General features: G+C 35.8%; 28 protein-coding genes. 1 reads left to right on the top strand and 27 read right to left on the bottom strand.

Features of this window, described 5'->3' with window-relative positions; all coding sequences use genetic code 11:
• Positions 1-492 precede the first annotated feature (492 nt).
• Positions 493-2658, top strand: coding sequence for a M3 family metallopeptidase (locus tag ACLJX0_RS05265; RefSeq protein WP_410879027.1), 2166 nt, complete (start codon positions 493-495; stop codon positions 2656-2658).
• 37 nt (positions 2659-2695) lie between these two features.
• On the opposite strand, the gene ACLJX0_RS05260 is transcribed toward ACLJX0_RS05265, so the two are convergent.
• The 27 genes from ACLJX0_RS05260 to rplE all read right to left on the bottom strand — a co-directional run bounded on the left by ACLJX0_RS05260 (position 2696) and on the right by rplE (position 24046).
• Complete coding sequence (locus ACLJX0_RS05260; RefSeq protein ID WP_410879026.1) at positions 2696-3250, bottom strand: hypothetical protein; 555 nt, start codon at positions 3248-3250, stop codon at positions 2696-2698.
• A 36-nt stretch (positions 3251-3286) separates the two neighbouring features.
• Positions 3287-4294, bottom strand: coding sequence for an LLM class flavin-dependent oxidoreductase (locus ACLJX0_RS05255; RefSeq protein ID WP_410879031.1), 1008 nt, complete (start codon positions 4292-4294; stop codon positions 3287-3289).
• Between the two features lie 154 nt (positions 4295-4448).
• Positions 4449-5015, bottom strand: coding sequence for a xanthine phosphoribosyltransferase (gene xpt / locus ACLJX0_RS05250; RefSeq protein WP_410879025.1), 567 nt, complete (start codon positions 5013-5015; stop codon positions 4449-4451).
• Between the two features lie 145 nt (positions 5016-5160).
• Positions 5161-5817, bottom strand: coding sequence for a class I SAM-dependent methyltransferase (locus ACLJX0_RS05245; protein WP_410879024.1), 657 nt, complete (start codon positions 5815-5817; stop codon positions 5161-5163).
• A 249-nt stretch (positions 5818-6066) separates the two neighbouring features.
• Positions 6067-7515, bottom strand: a complete 1449-nt coding sequence (locus tag ACLJX0_RS05240) for an HmuY family protein (protein ID WP_410879023.1) — start codon at positions 7513-7515, stop codon at positions 6067-6069.
• Positions 7516-7517: 2 nt separating this feature from the next.
• Positions 7518-9641, bottom strand: coding sequence for a TonB-dependent receptor plug domain-containing protein (locus ACLJX0_RS05235; protein WP_410879022.1), 2124 nt, complete (start codon positions 9639-9641; stop codon positions 7518-7520).
• 142 nt (positions 9642-9783) lie between these two features.
• On the bottom strand, positions 9784-10719 hold the full coding sequence (ctlX, locus tag ACLJX0_RS05230; RefSeq protein ID WP_410879021.1) for a citrulline utilization hydrolase CtlX: 936 nt from the start codon (positions 10717-10719) through the stop codon (positions 9784-9786).
• Between the two features lie 10 nt (positions 10720-10729).
• Positions 10730-11644 carry a dimethylarginine dimethylaminohydrolase family protein gene (locus ACLJX0_RS05225; RefSeq protein WP_410879020.1) on the bottom strand — a complete coding sequence of 305 codons (915 nt, stop codon included), beginning with the start codon at positions 11642-11644 and terminating at the stop codon, positions 10730-10732.
• A gap of 153 nt (positions 11645-11797) precedes the next feature.
• Positions 11798-13084: a citrate synthase gene (locus ACLJX0_RS05220; protein ID WP_410879019.1), complete on the bottom strand. Its 1287-nt coding sequence runs from the start codon at positions 13082-13084 to the stop codon at positions 11798-11800.
• Positions 13085-13371: 287 nt separating this feature from the next.
• Positions 13372-14661 carry a phosphopyruvate hydratase gene (eno, locus tag ACLJX0_RS05215; RefSeq protein ID WP_410879018.1) on the bottom strand — a complete coding sequence of 430 codons (1290 nt, stop codon included), beginning with the start codon at positions 14659-14661 and terminating at the stop codon, positions 13372-13374.
• A 110-nt stretch (positions 14662-14771) separates the two neighbouring features.
• On the bottom strand, positions 14772-15878 hold the full coding sequence (gene carA, locus ACLJX0_RS05210; protein WP_410879017.1) for a glutamine-hydrolyzing carbamoyl-phosphate synthase small subunit: 1107 nt from the start codon (positions 15876-15878) through the stop codon (positions 14772-14774).
• A gap of 101 nt (positions 15879-15979) precedes the next feature.
• Positions 15980-16459, bottom strand: a complete 480-nt coding sequence (gene rplQ, locus ACLJX0_RS05205; protein WP_182647119.1) for a 50S ribosomal protein L17 — start codon at positions 16457-16459, stop codon at positions 15980-15982.
• Positions 16460-16492: 33 nt separating this feature from the next.
• On the bottom strand, positions 16493-17485 hold the full coding sequence (locus ACLJX0_RS05200; protein WP_182647120.1) for a DNA-directed RNA polymerase subunit alpha: 993 nt from the start codon (positions 17483-17485) through the stop codon (positions 16493-16495).
• A 25-nt stretch (positions 17486-17510) separates the two neighbouring features.
• A complete protein-coding gene (gene rpsD / locus ACLJX0_RS05195; RefSeq protein ID WP_002987483.1) occupies positions 17511-18116 on the bottom strand; it encodes a 30S ribosomal protein S4 in 606 nt (201 codons plus the stop codon).
• Between the two features lie 84 nt (positions 18117-18200).
• Positions 18201-18584: a 30S ribosomal protein S11 gene (rpsK, locus tag ACLJX0_RS05190; RefSeq protein WP_158962485.1), complete on the bottom strand. Its 384-nt coding sequence runs from the start codon at positions 18582-18584 to the stop codon at positions 18201-18203.
• 11 nt (positions 18585-18595) lie between these two features.
• Positions 18596-18970 (bottom strand): 30S ribosomal protein S13, encoded by a 375-nt coding sequence (gene rpsM, locus ACLJX0_RS05185; protein ID WP_410879016.1) that lies wholly within the window; start codon positions 18968-18970, stop codon positions 18596-18598.
• A gap of 2 nt (positions 18971-18972) precedes the next feature.
• A complete protein-coding gene (gene ykgO / locus ACLJX0_RS05180; RefSeq protein WP_002987490.1) occupies positions 18973-19089 on the bottom strand; it encodes a type B 50S ribosomal protein L36 in 117 nt (38 codons plus the stop codon).
• Between the two features lie 13 nt (positions 19090-19102).
• Positions 19103-19318, bottom strand: a complete 216-nt coding sequence (gene infA / locus ACLJX0_RS05175) for a translation initiation factor IF-1 (protein ID WP_002987492.1) — start codon at positions 19316-19318, stop codon at positions 19103-19105.
• Positions 19319-19323: 5 nt separating this feature from the next.
• Positions 19324-20670 (bottom strand): preprotein translocase subunit SecY, encoded by a 1347-nt coding sequence (gene secY, locus ACLJX0_RS05170; RefSeq protein WP_002987494.1) that lies wholly within the window; start codon positions 20668-20670, stop codon positions 19324-19326.
• Positions 20671-20686: 16 nt separating this feature from the next.
• On the bottom strand, positions 20687-21139 hold the full coding sequence (gene rplO, locus ACLJX0_RS05165) for a 50S ribosomal protein L15 (RefSeq protein WP_410879015.1): 453 nt from the start codon (positions 21137-21139) through the stop codon (positions 20687-20689).
• A gap of 12 nt (positions 21140-21151) precedes the next feature.
• Positions 21152-21334: a 50S ribosomal protein L30 gene (rpmD, locus tag ACLJX0_RS05160; protein ID WP_410879014.1), complete on the bottom strand. Its 183-nt coding sequence runs from the start codon at positions 21332-21334 to the stop codon at positions 21152-21154.
• Between the two features lie 11 nt (positions 21335-21345).
• Complete coding sequence (rpsE, locus tag ACLJX0_RS05155) at positions 21346-21870, bottom strand: 30S ribosomal protein S5 (RefSeq protein ID WP_182647123.1); 525 nt, start codon at positions 21868-21870, stop codon at positions 21346-21348.
• Between the two features lie 6 nt (positions 21871-21876).
• Entirely contained in the window at positions 21877-22227 is a 351-nt protein-coding gene (rplR, locus tag ACLJX0_RS05150; protein WP_060874045.1) for a 50S ribosomal protein L18, read from the bottom strand.
• Positions 22228-22238: 11 nt separating this feature from the next.
• Positions 22239-22781 (bottom strand): 50S ribosomal protein L6, encoded by a 543-nt coding sequence (gene rplF / locus ACLJX0_RS05145; RefSeq protein ID WP_410879013.1) that lies wholly within the window; start codon positions 22779-22781, stop codon positions 22239-22241.
• Between the two features lie 17 nt (positions 22782-22798).
• The gene (rpsH, locus tag ACLJX0_RS05140; protein ID WP_410879012.1) at positions 22799-23197 is read right to left on the bottom strand and encodes a 30S ribosomal protein S8; all 399 of its coding nucleotides are present in this window, start codon (positions 23195-23197) and stop codon (positions 22799-22801) included.
• 22 nt (positions 23198-23219) lie between these two features.
• Positions 23220-23489 carry a 30S ribosomal protein S14 gene (gene rpsN, locus ACLJX0_RS05135; RefSeq protein WP_002987503.1) on the bottom strand — a complete coding sequence of 90 codons (270 nt, stop codon included), beginning with the start codon at positions 23487-23489 and terminating at the stop codon, positions 23220-23222.
• Positions 23490-23494: 5 nt separating this feature from the next.
• Positions 23495-24046, bottom strand: coding sequence for a 50S ribosomal protein L5 (gene rplE / locus ACLJX0_RS05130; protein WP_410879011.1), 552 nt, complete (start codon positions 24044-24046; stop codon positions 23495-23497).

The following is a 24046-nucleotide window of genomic DNA, read 5'->3' as shown; positions in this document are numbered from 1 at the left end:
GTCTTTTTCTTCTGCTTTTCTATGAACGTCTGCTTGTTTAATGCGGATGCAAAAGTAGTACCTTTTTAGCCACTTCCAAATTATTTTAAACCTTTTTTACAAAGTATTTTTGATTAAAACCGCAACTCGTTATTATGATGCGTCTTAGGATGGAAAGTTTTTTTTGGAATTGGTGAGGTTGGGTGAGGATTGGTGAGAATGGCTTTTTTGTTTTTTTGGAGGAATTGGTGAGGTTGGTGAGGTTGGTGAGGTTGGCTTTTTCGCTTTTTTGTTAGGGGCGGTTCTTGGGGGCGCATGTCGTAAGGTTCTGTCCGTGATTTAATACTAAGGAAGATTCTTCTTTATATAGAAAAAATATTCCCTATATATAATAGAGAAGAAATCTACTTACTAATGACTATACTACACAAACATCAAAAGCCAAACAACAAAAAAGACCAACCTCACAATATAATGCTATCTTTGAATTTCATATTTTAAATTTTACCTATTATGTATGTAAAAAAAGCAATTGTAGGTACCTTAACGGGTATAACTTTATTTAGTATTTCGTGTAAGCAGAATCAAGATCAGGCGGATGCAAATCCAAATTGGGATGAAAGCAATGCTTTTTTTGCTGCGAGCACACTTCCCTATCAAACAGCAGATTTTGAAAAAATAAAAAATAAAGATTTCAAACCAGCTATTTTGGAAGGCATGCGTCGTCAGGTAGAAGCGATTGACAAAATCACTTCAAATACTGAAGCCCCTACTTTTGATAATACTATTGCAGCATTAGAAAAATCAAGTGTATTATTGAATCGCGTAAGTTCGGTATTCCATTTATTAGTTGGCGCACACACCAATGAGGAGATTAAAGCAATCAATCAGGAATTATCTCCAATGTTCGCTTCACACAAAGATGGTATTTACCTAAATGATGCGTTATTCCAAAAAGTAAAACAACTACACGACCAGCAAGCATCTTTAGCTTTAACCATCGAACAAACACGTGTACTCGATGTATACTATCAAGCTTTTGTTCGTTCAGGTGCTAATCTTAATCCAGAACAAAAAGAAATACTAAAAAAGATAAATCAAGAACTCGCTTCTTTAACTACAAAATTTGGCGATCAACTAATGGCTGCCACAAAATCGGGAAGTGTTAGCTTCACCAAAGAAGAGTTAGACGGTTTGAGTGAATCAGAACTGGAAGCGTTCAAACAAACAGATGGCAGCTACTCTATTCCATTAAACAATACAACTCAGCAACCGATTGCTGCTTCGTTAAACAAAAAGGAGTCACGCAAAAAATTATTTGATGCTGGTTGGAGCCGCACCGAAAAAGGAGATGATAATGACACCCAAGCGACTTTAATTTCAATTGCACAGAAACGTGCAGAAAAAGCAGAGTTATTAGGATTTAAAAATTATGCAGCGTGGAGCTTACAAGGGAGTATGGCCAACAAGCCTGATCAAGCGAAAAAGTTAATGGACCAATTAAGCCCTTATGCTGTGGGAGCTGCCACACAAGAGGCGAAAGAAATCCAAGACTTAATTAATAAGGAAGCTGATCCGTTTACCTTAACTGCTGCTGATTGGGATTACTATGCTGAAAAAATAAGAGAACAGAAGTATGCCTTAAATCTAAATGAAGTAAAACCGTATTTCGAAATGAATGCTGTTTTGGAGCATGGTGTTTTTTATATGGCGGAAAAACTTTACGGCATCACCTTCCAAGAGCGTAAGGATATTCCTGTATGGCAAGAAGATGTACGCGTTTTTGAAATTTTCGATGAGGATAAAAACCCCATTGGCTTATTTTATGCTGACTTTTATGCTCGTGAATCTAAACGCGGAGGTGCATGGATGAGCAATATCGTAACACAATCCAAATTATTGAATCAAGCTCCTGTAGTTTATAATGTATGCAACTATCAAAAACCAGGAGCTGGTCAACCTACTCTGTTATCTCCTGACGAAGTAATCACGATGTTTCACGAATTTGGACATGGCCTTCACGGATTTTTATCTGATGTGACCTATCCTTCTGTCTCAGGAACTAGTGTATCACGTGATTTTGTTGAGTTACCTTCTCAATTCCACGAACATTTTGCCTTTTTACCAGAGGTATTAACAAACTATGCCAAACATTATGAAACAGGAGAAGTAATTCCAGCAAGTTTAATCGCGAAGATGAAAGCAGCTCAGAATTTCAATATTGGATATGGATTAACTGAAATACTAAGCGCTTCTTTATTAGACATGGAGTGGCATACCATTTCTTCTTCTACTGAAATTAAAGATGTAGCTACATTTGAACAACAAGCATTAGCTAAATACGGTATTGATTTAGCAACTGTACCTCCAAGATATCGTTCTTCTTTTTTCAATCACGTATTTGGTGGCGGTTATGCGGCAGGATATTATTCGTACACTTGGGCAGAAACCTTAGATAATGATGCCTTCCAATGGTTATTAGATAACGGAGGAATGACCCGTCAAAATGGACAAATATTTAGAGATAAGATTTTATCGAAAGGAAATACAAAGCCTTCGGATGAACTATATCGCGAATTCAGAGGCAAAGATGCAACAATCGATGCATATTTAAAAATGAAAGGATTTGATCAAAAAACCACATTCAAAACAAACAATAAATTAGATGCTAAAATCTAATCCGCAAAAAAAAGTCAGAGTAAACACTCTGACTTTTTTATTTGGTTACTTCTTTAAAACTATCAACCATTTGGTTCATTACCTCTTGATTCTTGTCCTTATACTCTTTCATTGTCCAAATCAATACTTGATAATAATTTTCTTTACCTTGAAAAGCTGAAAACTTATAATAGACATCCAACCCGCTAACTCTAGCTGTGAAATCAACCATCTTTACAGGTAAATCATTCAACGTACCATCCTTAAGTTTTAACTCCTCAGGATTTAGATCTTCCACCGTTGATGTCAAATACTCCAGTGTTGTTTCAGAAAAATCTCCAAAGATATCTTCCCCTTCTCCAGCAATTGCTGTTGCTTTAAAAAGTTCATCGATTTCCTTTTTATTCTCTTTGATAACAATCAAGTACAATTCTTCTTTTACATTTTGTAATTGAAGCGTAGCTTCTCCATTGAGTGCTCTTGTTTTCTGCATTGTAGTAGGAACACGAATACTAAAGGTATCATCCTGTACAATTTCTGTATAGGTCGTTTTACTATTACATCCTACGAGTACTACGAAAAGCACCAACAAGGTTCCGATTTTATTTATCATATGTATGGTATTTATCAAACAAAAATACACACAAAATTAAGATTTTGCTAAATCTTTCATTACTTCTGCAACCAACTTCATGCTATATTTTCGTTTATCATAATCGTAAATTGGCGTCGTGAACATCAACTCATCCACTTCTAATACTTCACAGAAGCGATTGAGTTCAGGCAACATCTCTTCCTTTGTACCAATAAAAGAACAAGCGGTCATATTGTAAACTGCTGCCTCTTCTTGTACTGACCATATTCCTTGCATAGATTCAATAGGGGGCTGTAGCGGTTTTCTATCATTTCGAATAATTCCCAAGAACATACGATAGAACGAGGTCGCTAGTTTTTCTGCTTCATGGGTTGAGTCTGCAAAAATAGCATTGACGCAGGGCATGAAGTAAGGCCTATCTAACTGAGTCGAAGGTTTAAAATTTGTTCGGTATATTTTAGCTGCCATTTGAATTTGATCAGGGGCAAAGTGACTAGCAAACGCATAAGGCAATCCCAGTTCTGCAGCTAAATACGCACTATCCGTACTTGACCCTAAAATCCAAAAAGGGATAGCTAATCCTTCTCCCGGAAAGGCCCTTACCTTGGCTTCGGCGTTCGTCGAACTAAAATAGGTTTTTAACTCTTGAATTTGCTGTGGAAAGAAATTCGCGCTCATCGTATCATTTCTTCTCAATGCCATAGCAGTTAACTGATCTGTTCCTGGTGCTCTTCCTAATCCCAAATCAATTCTATTGGGAAATAGCGATTCTAGAGTTCCAAATTGTTCCGCAATCACTAAAGGAGGGTGATTGGGTAACATAATTCCACCAGAGCCTACTCGGATTTTTTTCGTTCCACCTGCCACATAACCAATGAGAACAGAAGTAGCGGAACTTGCGATATGCGGCATATTGTGATGTTCTGCCAACCAAAAACGAGTATAATTCAATTGTTCTGCATATTGCGCTGTATGCAATACATTGTTTAAAGTCTCTTTCGTCGACTTTCCCGCACCAATAACGGCTAAATCCAAGAAAGAATAAGCTATATTTTTATTTATCATACGTACTCTAACGATCTAATTATTGTAAGCTATTAAGGTAATCAATAAAAAAAGAATACACTAATTCTCTACAAATAGTTTAACATTTCTCCTAGCTCTCATTCTTCATGCATATAAAAAAACCCATTCATATCGGAATGGGTTGAGTCTTTTATCGTATGGTAATAGTGCAATTAGAAAGATCCTCTATAATAGCAAGTGATTCGACGCGAACACCTTTTTCTTCCAATAAGGTTCGCCCTTGTTGAAAGGCCTTTTCAATAATAAAGCCCATTCCAACTAAATTTGCTCCAGACTGTTTAATTAGATCTAACACACCTACCGCGGCATTACCATAGGCCAAGAAATCATCAACAAAAAGCACATTATCTTCAGGAGTTAAAAAGTCATTGCTAATCACGACATCGTAGGTTCTGTCTTTGGTAAACGAATGAATTTGGGTGTGCAACATATTTTCCATCGTGCTAGGCTTCTTTTTCTTTGCAAATACCACAGGCAGATTAAGCAAGTACCCTGTCATAATTGCTGGTGCAATCCCACTTGCTTCGATCGTCATGATTTTATTTACATTGGTCGCTGCAAATCGACGCACAAACTCTACTCCGATGGATTTCATTAAAACCGGATCCATTTGGTGGTTAATAAAGCTATCTACTTTTAAAATTCCTCCTTCAAAACATTGACCATCTTGAAGAATTCGCTGACGTAATAATTCCATTCTTATGTGTGTTGTCTATGAATAAATAAAGGAGATTCGTTTAAATCTCCTTTTTGGTAATACTATAATTGCGCGAAGGTAAAATAATATAAACTCGTTTACAAAATTCGCAAACGCATTTTTACAAATAGACCTAACTTAAAACTTACTTCTTCCCTTTCAGTACCACAAAAGGTCGAATTACTTTATTACCTAATTTATCTAGTGTGTTCTCGATATACTGCCAACGTTCAACATGGCTATATCCTATATTCGTCATGATGCGAATTAACCATTCCGTACGGTAAAAATGAAAAACATCTTCTTTAGCAAAGGGTTGTTGCTGTGCAAAATCTTCACGTATATAGGACAAGGCTATACTCCCTCCAGGTTTGAGCACCCGATAAATTTCTGTAAAATACTTTACAGGATCTTCCCAAAAATAAACGGTATTGACAGAAAAACAATGATTAACAAACTTATCAGGGTAAGGAAGTGTGTTTAGCTGTTCTGTTACTTGAAGTTCAATTTTCTCTTGGACTAAAGATTCCTTTACCTTTGTAGCCATTTCCAACATCAGTGTTGAAATTTCTACACCATAATACTGAAGGTCCGGAGCTGCTGAAAAAAGATACGGTAAGTGTTTTGCACTGCCAAAACCGATTTCTAAAACTGCATCTCCCTGATGCAATTGTATACGATCTACTGTTTTGTAAATCATGTTGCTATTTGATTTAAACATAACTTCTGCCAACTCCTCTCCTACCTGTCCTGAAGGACAACGCAATTGGTTAGCTACCTCATTTAAATCTAAATTATTCATTTTTTTAATTTTGTTCAAATATAGTTATTTAGAATAAATCTACATAATATTTAGCTGTATAATTTTAACTTATTTCATTTGAAAAGAAGGATTTAAAAACGAAAAACCCCGAAAGACTACTTCGGGGTTTTCCTAACAAAAATAAACTAACAACTCAATAAAGAACAAATACAAAAAGCTATTTGCCATTCGATTGAATTCAACATATAGAGTGCGACAACTAACCCCTATATACTCTTAACTATCTTCTTATCTCAACAAGGCGTATTCAAACTTCGGATATCCACGATCTCCTTTCTCGTTGAAGAAATCTAACATTCTCATTTTATAATAATGTCCTTTAGCATCTTTGATGACATAAAACACATTTTTATACAATACTTTAGCGTTGGCTACTTCTCGCCATGTTCCGCCAATGGTAGTGAAATCATCCGACAATTCACTCTCTTCTACACTTTGTAAATTATACGCTTTATAGAAATTCTTATCACCCGCTGGGATTGTAACTTTATACGCTTTGACTCCTCCATAACTATTGTGAACAATAAAGTCCGAATATCCATACGATCCTTTCGGGTCACCGGCTTGATCTACTTTATTGGTAAACACCGTAAAGTTTAAATCCCATTTTGTTTTACTTGGTTCCACTTGTACTAAACCATTTGTATTGAAACTGAAGAAAGCAAAATTAAAACCTGTCGCTTTTGTGATGAGCACTTCTTTATGGGTACTTTCATTAATATCTGCATATTGTAATAAATACCCGCCTTCCCTTTTTAGGATACGTACTTTTTTCCATCCACGTTCTTTTCCTGTCACCAACACAGAACCAGGTTCAACTGCCTCTGTTCCTGGATCAAAGCCCATATTGATTAAATACACTTTGTTATCAGCATCTACATCCGAAATAGCCGCAATAGCTGTTTTGGTACGATCACCCGATGGATCATCAATATACGCGAGGTTGGCTGGATCGAAAGTTCCAATCTTCACTACATTTTTCATCTCGCGAATGGTATTATCTTCGCGAACATCATCAATGGAATTCACTCCCTTGATTACTCCAGCGGCCATATAAACAGACCCGTTTAGACGAACTCTAAAATCACTGCTACTATCAAAAGCCAAATCCCAAGAATTTCGTTTTACTTCATACATTGCCTTTCCTCCTAAATCAACATATACTTGATTCGGTTGGGTTGGTCCTCCTACATTCGGTGTCATGATTCCTCCCAAAGAAGTATCAAAGCTGATCATCATGATATTATAACCTTGTATCTTAGGTATTTTAACGGTATAATTAACTTTAACGATATTGAATTGAATGGTTTTATCCATTCGATCATAAGGAAATATCAAATTTTCAAAGGTAAACGAACTACTCTTAGTCCCCTTTACAATTGGCACGATTAACTTGTCTCCTTCTGCTTTAGGCAAAGTAGAGAAATCAACATCGTAGATTGCTTTACTGGGAATAATTTGAATTTCTACCGAGCCATCTTCTTGAGCAATATCAGAAAACACCAATTGAATCTCACGTGTTGTTTCAATTTCCCTATAGGGAATAGATGGATTATCAAAAGCTACGATAAACTCTCGTCCACCTGTATTTCCATTATTAGAATCTTTCTCACATGAACTAAAAAAAACAAGTGCAACAAGTGCGAGAACTAGTTTTCCTACTTTATACTTCTTCATAATTAAAATCCTAATTTATATTGTAATTTAACAAAGAAGCTCGCTCCATAACCAATTGGCGTAGACGTAGCCCCTACTGCGTGTGCGGTAGCCCCGCTTGTTGTTGAGCGAATATCCTTGATATTAAACAAGTTTCTCACTCCTACGGTTGCATACAACATATTTTTAAAGAATGGTTGTCTCACACTAAAATCCAACCATGAATAACTTTCTTGTTTTCCTTTTACATAGTACTCTCCAAACTCATCCGAACCTTTTTTGAAGCGTTCTTCCTCTCCATTAAATTTATAGTACAAAGAGAAATTGGTTCCCGTTTTAGCCAAACGATAATTGATATTAGCCGTTACTTCAGGTGTAAACAAGTACTTATCTGTCCCTTTTGGCGCATTATACACCTCTTGTGATACCCCTGACATAGTGAATCCTACACCAAAATCGAAAGCATCCCAATTCAATTGACTCAAAAATGTTACTCCAATATTGCGATACAAATCTGTATTTTCATAGATATACTTTAATCCTTCTGGGTTTACTACTTCGATTAAGTCAATCTTATCTGACACTTCCAAATAACGACCAGTCAAGCTGTTACTAATCTCAATATTATCAGCTAAAGCAAAGGATTTTTTTAAATTCAAAAAGGCTGTTTTTCCTTTTTCTGGATTTAAACTTTCATTTCCTTGTAAATCGTGATTTACGTCTACAAAGTAAGTATATAATTCTTCGTAGTTGGGCAAACGAGGGGAGGTTCCGATAGTTCCTCGGAGTTCGTAATCTCCAGGAAGTACATATTTCAATACCAAGCTTAACGCATGTTGACTATTGAATGTATTAGAAGTCATTAAGCGATAGCCTGGACGCACCATTAACCTCGGCAATACATTAATCTCGGAAGAAGCATAGAAGTCATAACTCCCCAATGCCTTTTTCTGTGGATTTTCTGCTAATTGCTCCGACATTGCTGAATATCCATTGGTATAAGCCACCTCATACCCCACCTGGAACTTCGCTGTTTCTAATTTAATGAAGTCACTAAATGTTCCCCTAGAGAAAAACACTTCTCTACTTTCACTTTTAAACGAGCTTCGATCATATTTTTCGTCGTACATGATACGATATCTGTACTTATCTGTTTCGCGTTCCTGTTTTTGATAAGAAAAAGACAAGTCGAAACGCAATAAATCTTCTAAATTCCCAGAGGTATTCAACACATTTGACCAACGTTTCGTATTTAAAATACGGTCATTCGCTATTGGATTAATCGTTTCAAAAATTGGGTCTTCGTTTATGCTGAAGAGTTTCGCATAATCTTTCATGCGCTCATCAAAAAACTCAAATTTATAGTAGACGCGATATGAATTCTTGTGATAATTTAAAAATCCTTTGACATTATTCTGATTTTTAGGCAACCATTCATGCCCTCTTTTATCTTCATCTCCGTAATAGGTAAATCCTTTACGATCATTGTACCATCCTTTAAAATCCGCGTGGGTATACGAAAGACTGGCATATAAATTATCATTGATATTATGTCCCATCGTAATTCCTTGCGTGTGCTTTCCTTCATTACTCCAGTCATATTCGTTGCCTACAGTTTCCTCCTGCACAAACAAGTTGACATTCCAATCGTGAATATTGTTCTTTTTTGTAATGATATTAATAATCCCCGTTACCGCATTAGCACCATAATCTACTCCCATAGCACCTTCAACGATTTCAATTTGTTCAATATCGTCAAGGTTGATTTGCGTTAAATCGGTATTGTTTCCAAAACCCTCATCGGAAATCATCGGTACATTATCGATTAAGATTGTAAAATACTGGGCATCTAAACCAAACATTTTAACCGTTGATCTACCTGTACTTGCATTGGGTAAAATAGAAATATTCATTACTTGATTTAAAGCATCGGCTAAAGTAACAGCGCCTAAATTTTCAATTCTTTGTCTATTCAGAATAGTTACGTTATTGATTGCTTTATTGATCGACTGCGGATTGTATTGACCAGAAATTACAATCTCCTCCAATTTCTGTTCCGGTTCTTTAATCGTATCATTTGTTTGAGCAACTACAGTCGAACTTAACGTAAGTAAAGTACCTGTTGCAAGCAGTAGTGAACGTCTCATTTATATGTAAAGTCTTTTATTTAGATAGATTCTTAATTGCAAAGATAAGAAAATATATTATTTAAAATGAATTTAAATAATATATTTTTTCATAAAAAAAGCGAAGTTTTTCACTTCGCTTTGTATATTATACGCTGAGCTTCTAGTTTTTAGGCAAGAACACTTCAGCCATCATACATCTTGCACTTCCTCCACCGCAAGCTTCGATAGTATCCAAGCTACTATGTAAAATTGTTGCGTGTTTTTCTAGCGTTTTAATCTGGTTATCGGTCAAGCTGTTATACGCTTGTGTAGACATAATCAAATATTTCATATCATTTGCTCCTACAACTTGTAACATATTACCTGCAAAGTTATTGACTTGCTCTTCTGTAATCAAGACTACTTCTTTACCCGATTCTTTTAAGTGATTCAGAACAATTTTCCGTTCTTGTTTATCGTCAATGGTATCCGCACAAATAACTGCAAAAGTATCTCCTAAACACATCATCACATTGGTGTGATAAATATTTTTACGCACTCCATCTACAGTTTGAAAGGCTTCAAAAATCACTGGATTCATTTCAAAGTCTTCACAAAACTCAATCACTAAGCCTTCGTCTGCACGTGGAGATAAGGCACAGTAAGCAATTTCATTGGTTCGGTCTAGCAACAAATTTCCAGTTCCCTCTAAGAATAAATCATCCTCTTCTGCAGAGGTATAGTCCCAGATATCATTAATCACAAATCCTTGTTCTTCTAGAACATCTAAAATATCTTCGCGTCTTTCTAATCTACGGTTTTCAGCGAACATCGGATACAAAACAACATCTCCTGATTCGTGAAAAGAAATCCAGTTGTTTGGGAAAATACTATCTGGTGTATCTGGATCTACCGTATCCTCTATTACAGTAACATGTACACCTACTGCACGTAATTTTTCCACAAAAGCATCAAACTCTTGTTGTGCTTTTGCATTCACCGTTGCGGGTGTTAAATTATCTACTATCTTTTGATAATAGTTATTCACTGCTGTTTGCTCATTCATACGAAAAGCAACAGGACGAATCATCAGAATATTGTTTGTAATCTGTTTCATACTAGTAAAATTAATCTCTAATTAGAGGTAGAGTCGAGCATCGCAATAAACCTTCTTGCTTAGCAATTTCAGCGTATGGAATTTCTTCTACCGTTATATTATGGTTTCTCAACCAATTATTCAGTCGCGTAAAATTTCGCTCCGAAACAACTACATCTGGAGCAATAGAGAAGATATTTGAATTCATATGATACATCTCTTCTCTTGTAATTTGGAACAAATTAGCTTCACCAAAGATATCAACTAAATATTGATATTCCTTCTCATCATAAAAGCCACCTTTGTAAATAATTGCTTTATCTACGCCTACAGGTTGAAAACAACAGTCTAAATGTAAGGCATTATCTCTTGGTTCTACTTTGGATTTTACTAAATCGAAGCTCTTGACTATTTTATTGGGGAATAATTCGCGGATAAATTCAACTCCTAATTCATTGGTACGAGCCGTAATATAGTTGCGGTAATCTGGTCGTTTATAAGATCCAATAAAAATATAATCATTCCACAACATTACATCACCACCTTCGAAATGAATTTCCTCTGGTGCGGATATAATATCGCTGGGATTAATTTGGTCTAAAACGTAGTTTATAGCGGTTAATTCTCTATCTCGATCGGGAAGTATGTTGGCTTTGATGAATTTATTATCGATAACGAATCCAATATCACGAGTAAAAATTTGGTTGTAATCTTCGATAATTTCAGGTCGAAATACCTTTACCTCATATTTTTCAAATACTTGATTAAAGGCTTCCATTTCGCGAATCATATCTGCTTCAACAGGATAAGTTCCGGCTTTAATATGCTCTAATGATTTTGGATCATAGGCTTCTTCTATTGTAGGTGTGGGTCCATTACTTACGGCAGTGCCAAGGACCACAGCCCGCAAACGTGAGGTTTCATTTTTTACATTTAATTGTAACATAATATGCTGTCATTTTGCACAAATATAATAAAACCTTTTTTATTTTTTATGGGTGGGTGGTAGTAAATGGTGATGCGCACACTTGTAAACAGTACACCGTAAACTGTACACCATAAACAAAAAAAAGGAGATGACAACTCATCTCCTTTTTTATTATTTTCTTTCGTTCATTGAAACAAAACTTCTCAATGGTTCTCCAACGTACAATTGACGTGGGCGTCCGATAGGCTCTTTGTTGATTCTCATTTCTTTCCATTGCGCAATCCATCCTGGTAAGCGACCAATAGCAAACATTACTGTAAACATTTCTGTTGGGATACCTAAGGCTCTGTAAATGATTCCAGAATAGAAATCTACGTTTGGATATAAGTGACGATCTACGAAATACGGATCTTTTAATGCTGCTGCTTCTAGTTGTTTAGCGATATCTAAAACAGGATCATCTACGCCTAATTTTGCTAAAACTTCATCTGCTGCTTTCTTAATGATACGCGCTCTTGGATCGAAATTTTTATATACGCGGTGACCGAATCCCATTAAACGGAATGGATCATCTTTATCTTTTGCTTTGTTGATGTATTTTTCAACATCTCCACCATCATTTTGAATAGCTTCTAACATTTCCAATACCGCTTGGTTTGCACCACCATGAAGAGGCCCCCAAAGCGCTGAAACTCCTGCTGAAATTGAAGCAAACAAACCTGCATGAGACGAACCAACCATTCTTACTGTTGCAGTTGAACAGTTTTGTTCGTGATCTGCGTGTAAGATAAATAGCTTATCTATTGCATTTTTAATAATCGGATCGATTTCGTATGGTTCTGTTGGCAAAGCAAACATCAAGTTCATGAAATTATCTACATAACTTTTGGTGTTGTTGTAGTAATTTAATGGATATCCTTTTGCTTTTCTATACGTCCAAGTTGCGATAACTAAGAACTTACTCATTGTTTTACAAACAGCTTCGTATAAACTCTTCTCACAATCTGCGTCAACCACTTTTGGATTAAAAGCAGTTAAAGCACTAGTTAGAGAAGCTAACACGCCCATTGGGTGTGCTGTTTTCGGGAAGCCATCGATAATATTCTTCATTTCTTCGTTCACTAACGAATACTTGCGAATATCTTTTTCAAACTGAGTTAATTGTTCTTGCGTTGGTAACTCTCCGAAAATAATTAAATAAGAAACTTCTAAAAAGTTAGATTTATCAGCAAGGTCCTCGATTGAATAGCCTCTATATCTTAAAATTCCTTGTTCTCCATCTAAGAAAGTAATTGCACTTTGGCATGAACCAGAATTTTTATACCCTGGATCTAAAGTGATAGCCCCTGTTAATGCACGTAATTTTAAGATATCAATTGCTACTTCATTTTCAGTACCAACTAATACTGGGAGTTCGTGTCTTTGACCATCAACTTCTATAAAAGCTGTTTTAGACATATTGTTATTTTTTATTTTTCTTTAGTTTTTATTTATACACTAAAAACATATAAACTGTTTTTTTGCAGTTGGAAAGATATGAAATATTATGCTTACATACAAGCGATAAAAGCTAATAATAATCATTGATTCACAACATTTTCAATACTATTTACATAAAAATATCTTGTTGTAAACTATAGTATTTCAATCTACAATATACTATTAAAAAAATAATAAATAACTAGTTTTTTTACAAAAAAAGCCCCAACATCATAAGTTGGGGCTTTTTTATTAAATCAATAAAATTAGTTGATTTTAAATGCTTTTTCTTGTGGATAATATGCTACATCTCCCAATTCTTCCTCAATACGAAGCAATTGGTTGTACTTAGCCATTCGATCTGAACGAGAAGCCGAACCAGTTTTTATCTGACCACAGTTCAAAGCCACTGCCAAATCTGCAATTGTACTATCTTCTGTCTCTCCAGAACGATGTGACATAACTGACGTATATCCTGCGTTTTTTGCCATATTAACAGCTGCAATCGTCTCTGTCAATGTACCAATCTGATTGACCTTAATTAGAATAGAATTACCAATACCTTCGTTGATTCCACGTTCTAAACGCGTAACATTTGTTACAAATAAATCATCTCCTACTAGTTGTACCTTATCTCCAATTCTATCCGTTAGGTACTTCCATCCTTCCCAATCATCTTCTTGCATTCCGTCTTCAATAGAGATAATTGGATATTTAGCGCTTAATTCTGCTAAATAATCCGCTTGTTCTTGAGAAGAGCGCACTTTTCCTAAATTACCTTCAAACTTCGTATAATCATATTTTCCGTTTACATAGAATTCAGAAGCCGCACAATCTAAGGCCAACATGATTTCATCACCAAAACGATATCCAGCATTTTCTACTGCTACCTTAATTGAATCTAAAGCATCCTCTGTTCCTTTTAACGTTGGGGCAAATCCTCCTTCATCTCCTACAGCAGTACTCAATTGTCTGTCGTGTAATACTTTTTTCAAGTGATGAAAAATCTCTGTTCCCATTTGCATGGCATGTGAAAACGTAATTGCTTTCACAGGCATAATCATGAATTCTTGAAAAGCAATAGGAGCATCAGAGTGAGACCCTCCATTAATAATATTCATCATTGGTACAGGCAGCGTATTAGCAGAACCCCCACCTACATAGCGATATAAAGGCATCCCCAATTCAGCAGCTGCGGCTTTTGCTACAGCCAAAGAAACTCCTAAAATTGCGTTAGCACCCAAATTTCCTTTATTTTCCGTACCATCTAAATCAATCATCAACTGATCAATATAGTTTTGTTCAAATACGCTTAAACCAATAATATGCTCAGCAATTGTCGTGTTCACGTTTTCAACTGCCTTTAAAACACCTTTACCCATAAAGGCTTTTCCACCATCTCTCAATTCGACAGCTTCGTGCTCTCCAGTAGAAGCTCCTGATGGAACAGCCGCTCTTCCTAAACTTCCATTACTTGTAATTACATCAACTTCAACAGTTGGATTACCTCTAGAATCTAAAATCTGACGTGCGTGAACGCTTAAAATTGTACTCATAATTAAAGTGTGTATTATTAATCGACTACAGACCCGTTGAATTAACTTGTCTATAATCCTTGTTGTGTATTTTACTTTTTCAAAGCTTTTAGCGCTAAAAGCAACTTTTTTTATTTACTCATATTCGATACAAAATCGTCGAATAAGTATCGTGAATCGTGTGGTCCAGGACTTGACTCTGGGTGGTATTGAACCGAAAAAACATCCTTATTTTTCATACGCACTCCAGCAACTGTCTGATCATTTAAATGTAAATGGGATATTTCTAGCGTGGGATGATTTGTCAATGCTTCTTTACTCACAGCAAATCCGTGGTTTTGAGACGTGATTTCACCTTTTCCTGTCAGTACATTTAATACGGGGTGATTTACTCCACGGTGTCCACTGAACATCTTGTACGTACCAACTCCTTGAGACAAACAAATTAATTGGTGTCCTAAACAGATCCCAAATACAGGTAAATCTCCCTCAACTACTTCTTTTACCACAGCCAGTACCCCTTTATCCGCTAAAGCTTGTGGATCCCCAGGTCCATTTGATAGGAAAATACCATTTGGATGAAAAGAAAGTAATGCTTCGTATGAACTATTGTATGGAAATACTTGGATATAGCAATCGCGTTCCGCAAGACAACGCAAGATATTTGTTTTAATTCCTAAATCTAATACAGATACGCGGTATTTGCTTTCTGGATTTCCATAAAAATATGGTTCTTTGGTAGAAACTACAGAAGAAAGCTCTAAACCTTCCATAGAAGGCACTTCTTTTAACAAGGCTTTTAATTCATCAACCGATTTACCATCTGTACTCAAAACCGCATTCATAGCGCCGTTGTCACGGATATAAGCGGTCAAGGCTCTTGTATCCACATCCGAAATAGCGACTAATTGATGTGCTTCAAAATAATCATAAAGACTACCACTTGCGTCAACACGAGAATACTCGTAGCTAAAGTTCTTACATACTAATCCAGCGATTTTAATTCCATCCGAATCTACTTCGTCTTCATTCACTCCGTAGTTTCCGATATGTGGATTCGTTGAAAGCATAATTTGTCCATAATATGACGGATCCGTAAACACTTCTTGATAGCCTGTCATTCCCGTATTAAAACAGATTTCACCAAAAGCTGTTCCTTTAATACCAATTGATTTTCCATAAAAAACGGTGCCATCAGCTAAAACAATGATACCGTCTTCCTTTCTTTTATATTCCATGTGTAAGTTGTATTGTAGTGATGCAAAAATAAAGCAAAAAAAAGGACATTCTAAAAAGAATGTCCTTTTAATTTTATAATGAAAACATATATAATGAATGATTATTCATTTGTTTCTGTTTCAGTTGTAGTAGCTTCAGCTTGAGGAGCGTCAACAGTTTCAGCTTTTTTCTTCCCTCTACGAGTGGTTTTCTTAGCTTCTTTCTTCGCTACATTGTAGATTTCGTTGAAGTCAACGAACTCAATCATAGCCATATCAGCGTTATCCCCTAAACGGTTACCTAACTTGATGATACGAGTGTATCCACCTGGACGATCACCAACTTTTTGAGCAACCTCTCTGAACAATTCAGTAACAGCTTCTTTGCTTCTCAGGTAAGAGAAAACAACACGACGATTATGTGTATCATCTGTTTTAGCTTTAGTTACTAATGGTTCAATATATTGTTTTAATGCTTTTGCTTTAGCTACAGTAGTATTGATACGCTTGTGCTCAATCAAAGAACAAGCCATATTAGCTAACATAGAATTTCTATGTCCAGCTTTTCTACCTAAGTGATTTATTTTTTTTCCGTGTCTCATTGCGTTATCGAATTTAGACTTTAGCGGTCTAGATTATTCTTTATCTAATTTGTATTTTGATAGATCCATACCAAAATTTAATCCTTTCACAGCCACTAATTCTTCTAATTCAGAAAGAGACTTCTTCCCGAAGTTTCTGAATTTCATCAAATCATTTTTGTTGAAAGATACTAAATCTCCTAATGTATCTACTTCAGCCGCCTTTAAACAATTTAACGCTCGAACTGAAAGATCTAAATCTACCAATTTAGTTTTTAGAAGCTGTCTCATATGCAATGATTCTTCATCGTATGATTCAGTTTGAGCAATTTCATCAGCCTCTAAAGTAATTCTCTCGTCTGAGAACAGCATAAAATGATGAATCAATGTTTTAGCTGCTTCTGTTAAGGCGTCTTTTGGATGAATAGAACCGTCTGTAATGATATCAAAAACCAACTTTTCGTAGTCTGTTTTTTGTTCCACACGGTAATTTTCTATAGCATACTTAACGTTCTTAACTGGAGTATAAATCGAATCTGTGAAGATTGTTCCAATTGGTGCATTAGGTTTTCTATTTTCCTCTGCAGCCACATAACCTCTTCCCTTTTCGATGGTTAAATCCATTGTAATACTTACACTGCTTTCACAATTAAAGATAACTAACTCCGGATTTAATACTTGGAAATTAGAAATAAACTTCTGGAAATCACCAGCTGTCATTTGTTCTTTCCCAGAAAAAGTGATACTTACAGATTCATTATCTACATCTTCTACCTGACGTTTGAAACGCACTTGCTTAAGGTTAAGGATAATTTCAGTAACATCCTCAACAACACCTGCGATAGTAGAAAATTCGTGATCAACTCCTTCGATACGTACTGAAGTAATAGCATACCCCTCTAACGAAGACAGAAGTACTCTTCTCAATGCATTACCAATAGTCAATCCATATCCCGGTTCTAAAGGTCTAAATTCGAATTTACCTCTAAAATCGGTCGAATCAATCATGATAACTTTATCGGGCTTTTGAAAATTAAATATTGCCATATTTGTTTCGACTGAATGTCAATTATTATTTGTTGTACAACTCTACGATTAACTGTTCTTTGATGTTTTCTGGAACTTGAAGTCTTTGAGGCACAGCAACGAAAGTACCTTCTAAAGTTTCAGGATTCCAAGTAATCCATTCGTAAACAGAACTAGAATTAGATAACGAACGTTCGATAACTTCTAAAGACTTAGATTTTTCACGAACAGCAACTTTATCACCAGCTTTCAATTGGTAAGAAGGAATATTCACTACTTCACCATTTACTGTGATATGTCTATGAGAAACTACTTGACGTGCAGCTCTACGAGATGGAGCAATTCCCATTCTGTAAACTACGTTATCTAATCTCGATTCACACAATTGAATCAATACCTCACCAGTAACTCCACGAGCAGCCGCAGCTTTCTTGTAAATATTACGGAATTGCTTTTCTAAGATACCGTATGTGTATTTTGCTTTTTGTTTTTCCATTAACTGGATCGCGTACTCAGATTTTTTAGCTCTCTTTTTTGCTAATCCATGTTGTCCTGGAGGGTAGTTTCTTTTTTCGAATGATTTATCATCTCCGAAAATAGCTTCGCCGAATTTACGAGCGATTTTTGTTTGTGGACCAGTATATCTTGCCATTTTTCAAAATAAAAAAAAGGTAGGGATTATGAATTCAGGTCACTTTCCTCCGATAATCTATCCTACCTTTGGTTATACTATAAATTAAACTCTTCTTCTCTTAGGAGGACGACATCCGTTGTGTGGCATTGGAGTAATATCGATAATCTCGGTTACTTCGATTCCACCATTATGTAAAGATCTGATTGCAGATTCTCTTCCGTTTCCAGGACCTTTAACATAAACTTTTACTTTTTTCAATCCTGCCTCAAGTGCAACTCTACCACAATCTTCAGCAGCCATCTGAGCAGCATACGGAGTGTTCTTTTTAGAACCTCTGAATCCCATTTTACCTGCAGATGACCAAGAGATTACTTCACCTTTCTTGTTAGTCAAAGAAATAATGATATTGTTGAATGTTGCATTAATATGAGCTTCACCTGTTGTTTCTACAACAACTTTACGCTTTTTTGTATTCGCTTTAGCCATATTACTACTTATTATTTAGTTGCTTTTTTCTTGTTAGCAACAGTTTTTCTTTTACCTTTTCTCGTTCTCGAGTTATTTTTCGTTCGTTGTCCTCTCAAAGGAAGTCCGATTCTGTGACGGATACCTCTGTAACATCCGATATCCATTAAACGTTTGATGTTTAAAGAAATCTCTGAACGTAATTCACCTTCAATTTTGAATTGACCAACTGCTTCACGGATTGCTCCGATCTCGTCATCATTCCAATCTTGTACTTTCTTATCTTCATCTACTTTAGCTGCTGCTAAAATTTCTTTGGCTCTACTAGAACCAATTCCGAAGATGTAAGTTAAAGCAATAACTCCTCTTTTGTATTTAGGTATGTCTACCCCTGCGATTCTTGCCATAATTATCCTTGTCTTTGTTTAAATCTAGGATTCTTTTTATTAATAACGTAAAGTCTACCTTTTCTACGTACTATGATGCACTCGGCACTTCTTTTTTTAACTGATGCTCTTACTTTCATTTTAATAGCCTCTTTAATATCTATAAGTAATTCTTGCTTTGGTCAAGTCATAAGGACTCATTTCCAGTTTCACTCTATCACCAGGCAACAACTTAATGTAGTGCATACGCATTTTACCTGAGATGTGCGCGATAACAACGTGACCATTTTCTAATTCTACACGGAACATTGCATTAGACAATGCTTCGATTATTGCTCCGTCTTGTTCTATTGCTGATTGTTTTGCCATAAAATTTAAGCTGTCGCTCTTCTATTTTTACCACTTGTCATCATACTATCGTACTGTTTGTTCAATAAGTATGAATTAACTTGTTGGATTGTATCAATTACAACGCTCACCATAATTAATAGTGATGTACCACCATAAAACATCGCCCATCCTTGTTGCACTCCTAAGATACTTACGATAATTGCTGGGAAAACAGCAATGATAGCAAGGTAAAGAGAACCAGGGAAAGTGATTAATGACATAATTCTATCTAAGAAATCTGCAGTTTCAGAACCAGGCTTAACCCCTGGAATAAAACCACCACTTCGCTTCAAGTCGTCTGCCATTTTATTAGTAGGTACTGTAATCGCGGTGTAAAAGTACGTAAAAATAATGATTAATAAAGCAAAAAGTAAATTATACTCCCAACCAAATACATTATGGAATGTATTACTAATTGATTTTGCAGTATCCGAAGTTGATAAACCAGCTACAGCAGCAGGCACAAACATGATCGCTTGCGCGAAAATAATTGGCATAACTCCTGATGCATTTAGTTTCAAAGGAATCCACTGACGGTTTCCTCCTAACATGGATTGATCATACGTTCCAGAAGCACTTCTACGTGCGTATTGCACTGGAATTCTTCGTACTGCTAATGTCAAATAGATACAAGCTACGATAATCAATAACCATAAAATTACTTCAATAACAACTAACATTGGTCCTCCGTTATTTTCTGTAATACGTGATTGGAATTCTTGGATGAAAGACATTGGTAGTCTTGCAATAATTCCAACCATAATTAATAACGAAATACCATTTCCAATCCCTTTATCAGTAATTTTTTCTCCTAACCACATGGCAAAGATAGTTCCGGCAGTTAGAATCATTACTGAAGAAAACAAGAATGAGAAAGAATTAAAACCTAGCAAAAATGCATCTGATGGCAATTGCACATACAAGTTATAGATGTAACTCGGTCCTTGTAGCAAGGTAATACCAATAGTTAACCATCTTGTAATTTGATTCATTTTCTTTCTACCGCTTTCTCCATCATTTTGTAATTTTTGCAGATAAGGAACCGCAATTCCCATCAGTTGCACCACAATGGAAGCAGAAATGTAAGGCATAATACCTAAAGCAAAAACAGATGCTTGTGCAAACGCACCACCTGTAAAAACGTTAATTAACCAACCAATTCCTTGATCTGTTTGATCTGTCAACGCTTGCAATTTCGTTGCATCAATACCTGGTAGAGTTACTTGCGTACCGAAACGGTACACAAGTAATAGTCCTAATGTGATTAAGATTTTATTTTTTAACTCTTCAATTTTCCAGATACTGGCTAATGTTTCAAAAAACTTCTTCATCCTGTTCACTAAGATTTTATAACGTTACAACTTCTCCTCCTGCTGCTTCGATAGCTGCTTGGGCAGAAGCTGAAAATTTATGAGCAGAAACTTTTAATTTTGCTTTTAGCTCTCCACGTCCTAAAACCTTAACTAAACTGTTTTTAGTAGCTAATCCTAAATCAACTAATTGAGAAAAATCTACAGTATCAGTTACTTTTCCGCTATCAACAAGACCTTGTAAAGCGTCTAAGTTAATTACAGCGTACTCAACTCTGTTAATGTTTTTGAAACCGAATTTAGGTACACGTCTTTGAAGTGGCATTTGCCCTCCTTCAAATCCGATCTTTTTCGAATAACCTGAACGTGATTTAGCACCTTTATGTCCTTTTGTAGAAGTTCCTCCTTTTCCAGAACCTTCACCACGACCAACACGTTTGTTTTGGTTGTGTACTGAACCGTTTGCTGGTTGTAAATTACTTAAATTCATCTATTGCGAATATTATTTAATTTCTTCTACAGAAACTAAGTGTTGAACTTTATTTACCATTCCTAAAATTGCAGTAGAAGCTTCATGTTCAACTACCATCCCAATTTTACGAAGTCCTAAAGCCTCTAATGTTCTCTTTTGGTTAAGAGGACATTTGATTTGGCTTTTTACTTGTTTTATTTTGATTTTCGACATAATCTTTCAAATTAACCTTTAAATACTTTTTCTAAAGAAATTCCTCTTTGTTTTGCAACTGTAGAAGCACTTCTTAATCGTAATAAAGCATCGAAAGTAGCTTTCACCACGTTATGTGGATTCGAAGAACCTTGAGATTTAGATAATAAATCTGTAATTCCTACAGCTTCTACTACCGCTCTCACTGAACCTCCAGCAATAACTCCCGTACCTAATGATGCTGGCATCAACAATACACGCGCTCCACTGAATTTTCCTTTTTGTTCGTGCGGAATAGTATGTCCGTTTAATGGAATTTTAACTAAGTTTTTCTTAGCATCCTCTACTGCTTTAGCAATAGCTTCAGATACATCTTTAGATTTACCTAAACCGTGACCCACTACACCGTTTTCGTCACCTACAACAACAACAGCAGAAAAACCAAAAGCTCTTCCCCCTTTTGTTACTTTAGTAACACGGTTTACACTAACCAAACGATCTTTTAAATCAAGACCGCTTGGTTTTACAAATTCTACGTTTTTATAATTTTGATACATAACTAATTAGAATTTTAATCCAGCTTCTCTAGCGCCGTCTGCTAATGATTTAACACGTCCGTGGTATAAATAACCGTTTCTATCAAAAGATACAGTTTCAATACCTGCTTTTAAAGCTTTCTCTGCGATTAGTTTTCCAACCGATGCAGCAGTTTCAACATTGGTTCCTCTTGTTATCCCAGCTTCTCTTGACGATGCTGACACTAAAGTTACTCCATTTACGTCATCTATGATTTGTGCATAGATTTCTTTATTACTTCTGAATACAGAAAGTCTAGTTCTAGCAGGAGTTCCGCTAACAGTCTTTCTAATTCTGAACTTTATACGTTGTCTTCTTTCAGATTTTGTTAATGACATAGTCTTAATTTTTAAGCTGATTTACCTGCTTTTCTTCTTAATTCCTCACCTACAAACTTGATACCTTTTCCTTTGTAAGGCTCTGGCTTACGGAAAGAACGGATTTTTGCAGCTACTTGACCTACTAATTGTTTGTCATGAGAAGTTAATTTTACTAGAGGGTTTTTCCCTTTTTCTGATATTGTTTCTACTACGACTTCAGGAGCAACTTCCAACACGATATTGTGAGAGAATCCTAAAGCTAAGTCTAGCTTTTGCCCTTGGTTTGCAGCACGGTAACCTACCCCTACAAACTCTAAAGTGATTGTAAATCCTTCAGAAACACCAGTAATCATATTGTTAATCAAGCTACGAAACAATCCGTGTTTTGCTCTTTCATCTTTATCGTCAGATGATCTTTCAACAATCACTTGATTATCTTCTACTTTAACACTAACTGTATCGAATTTCTGAGTAAGCTCTCCTAATTTACCTTTAACAACAATAACGCCTTCTTGAACATCAACTGTTACACCAGCAGGAATTGCTATCGGACTTTTTCCTATTCTTGACATTTCTTAGTCTTTTTAAATTAGTATACGTAACAAACTACTTCGCCACCAACATTTAGTTGTTTTGCTTGTTTCCCAGTCATCAATCCTTTTGATGTAGAAACGATTGCAATTCCTAAACCATTTAAGATTCTTGGAAGGTCAGTTGCAGAAGCGTATTTACGCAAACCTGGTTTACTAATTCTTTGGATATCTCTAATCACAGACTCTTTTGTGTCTTTATCGTATTTCAAAGCTATTTTGATTGTACCTTGAACGGTAGTATCATCAAATTTATAGCTTAAGATATATCCTTGATCGAATAAAATTTTCGTGATTTCTTTTTTGAAGTTAGATGCTGGGATCTCTACCACTTTGTGGTTTGCACGCACAGCATTTCTAATTCTTGTCAGGAAATCTGCTATTGGATCTGTATACATTGTTTTTACCTTTAAATCTTAATTACCAACTTGCCTTTTTAACTCCTGGTATCAACCCTTGGTTAGCCATCTCACGGAAAGTAACACGAGAAATACCGAATTGACGCATATACCCTCTAGGTCTTCCAGTTAATTTACATCTGTTGTGTAAACGTACAGGAGAAGCATTTTTAGGTAATTTTTGTAACCCTTCGTAGTCACCTGCTTCTAAAAGAGCTTTTCTTTTGTCTGCGTATTTAGCTACTAATGCTTGTCTTTTAACCTCACGGGCTTTCATTGATTCTTTAGCCATAACTCTTAATTCTTTTTAAAAGGTAATCCTAATTCAGCTAATAACGATTTTGCTTCTTTATCTGTTTCAGCAGATGTCACAAACGTAATATCGAAACCAGCGATTTTGTTTACTTTATCAATATTGATTTCAGGGAAAATAATTTGCTCAGTTACACCTAAGTTATAATTTCCTCTACCGTCGAATCCATCAGATTTAATACCAGAGAAATCTCTCACTCGTGGTAAAGCTGAAGTAACCAAACGATCTAAGAATTCATACATTCTTTCTCCACGTAGCGTAACTTTAGCTCCGATCGGCATACCTTTTCTCAATTTGAAAGAAGCAACGTCTTTCTTAGAAATAGTAGCTACTGCTTTTTGTCCTGTAATTTTAGTTAATTCCTCAACTGCGTAATCAACTAATTTTTTATCAGATACAGCTGCACCTACACCACGGCTAACAACAATTTTCTCAAGTTTAGGAACTTGCATAATGTTCTTGTATCCAAACTCCTCTTTAAGAGCAGAGATCACTCTGCTTTTATATTCTTCTTTAAGTCTTGGTATATAAGCCAT

It is taken from the genome of Myroides sp. DW712, assembly GCF_046557355.1.
Lineage (GTDB): Bacteria > Bacteroidota > Bacteroidia > Flavobacteriales > Flavobacteriaceae > Flavobacterium.
The sequence above is the reverse complement of the archived record's forward strand: the minus strand, read 5'-3'. Positions and strand labels throughout refer to the sequence as shown.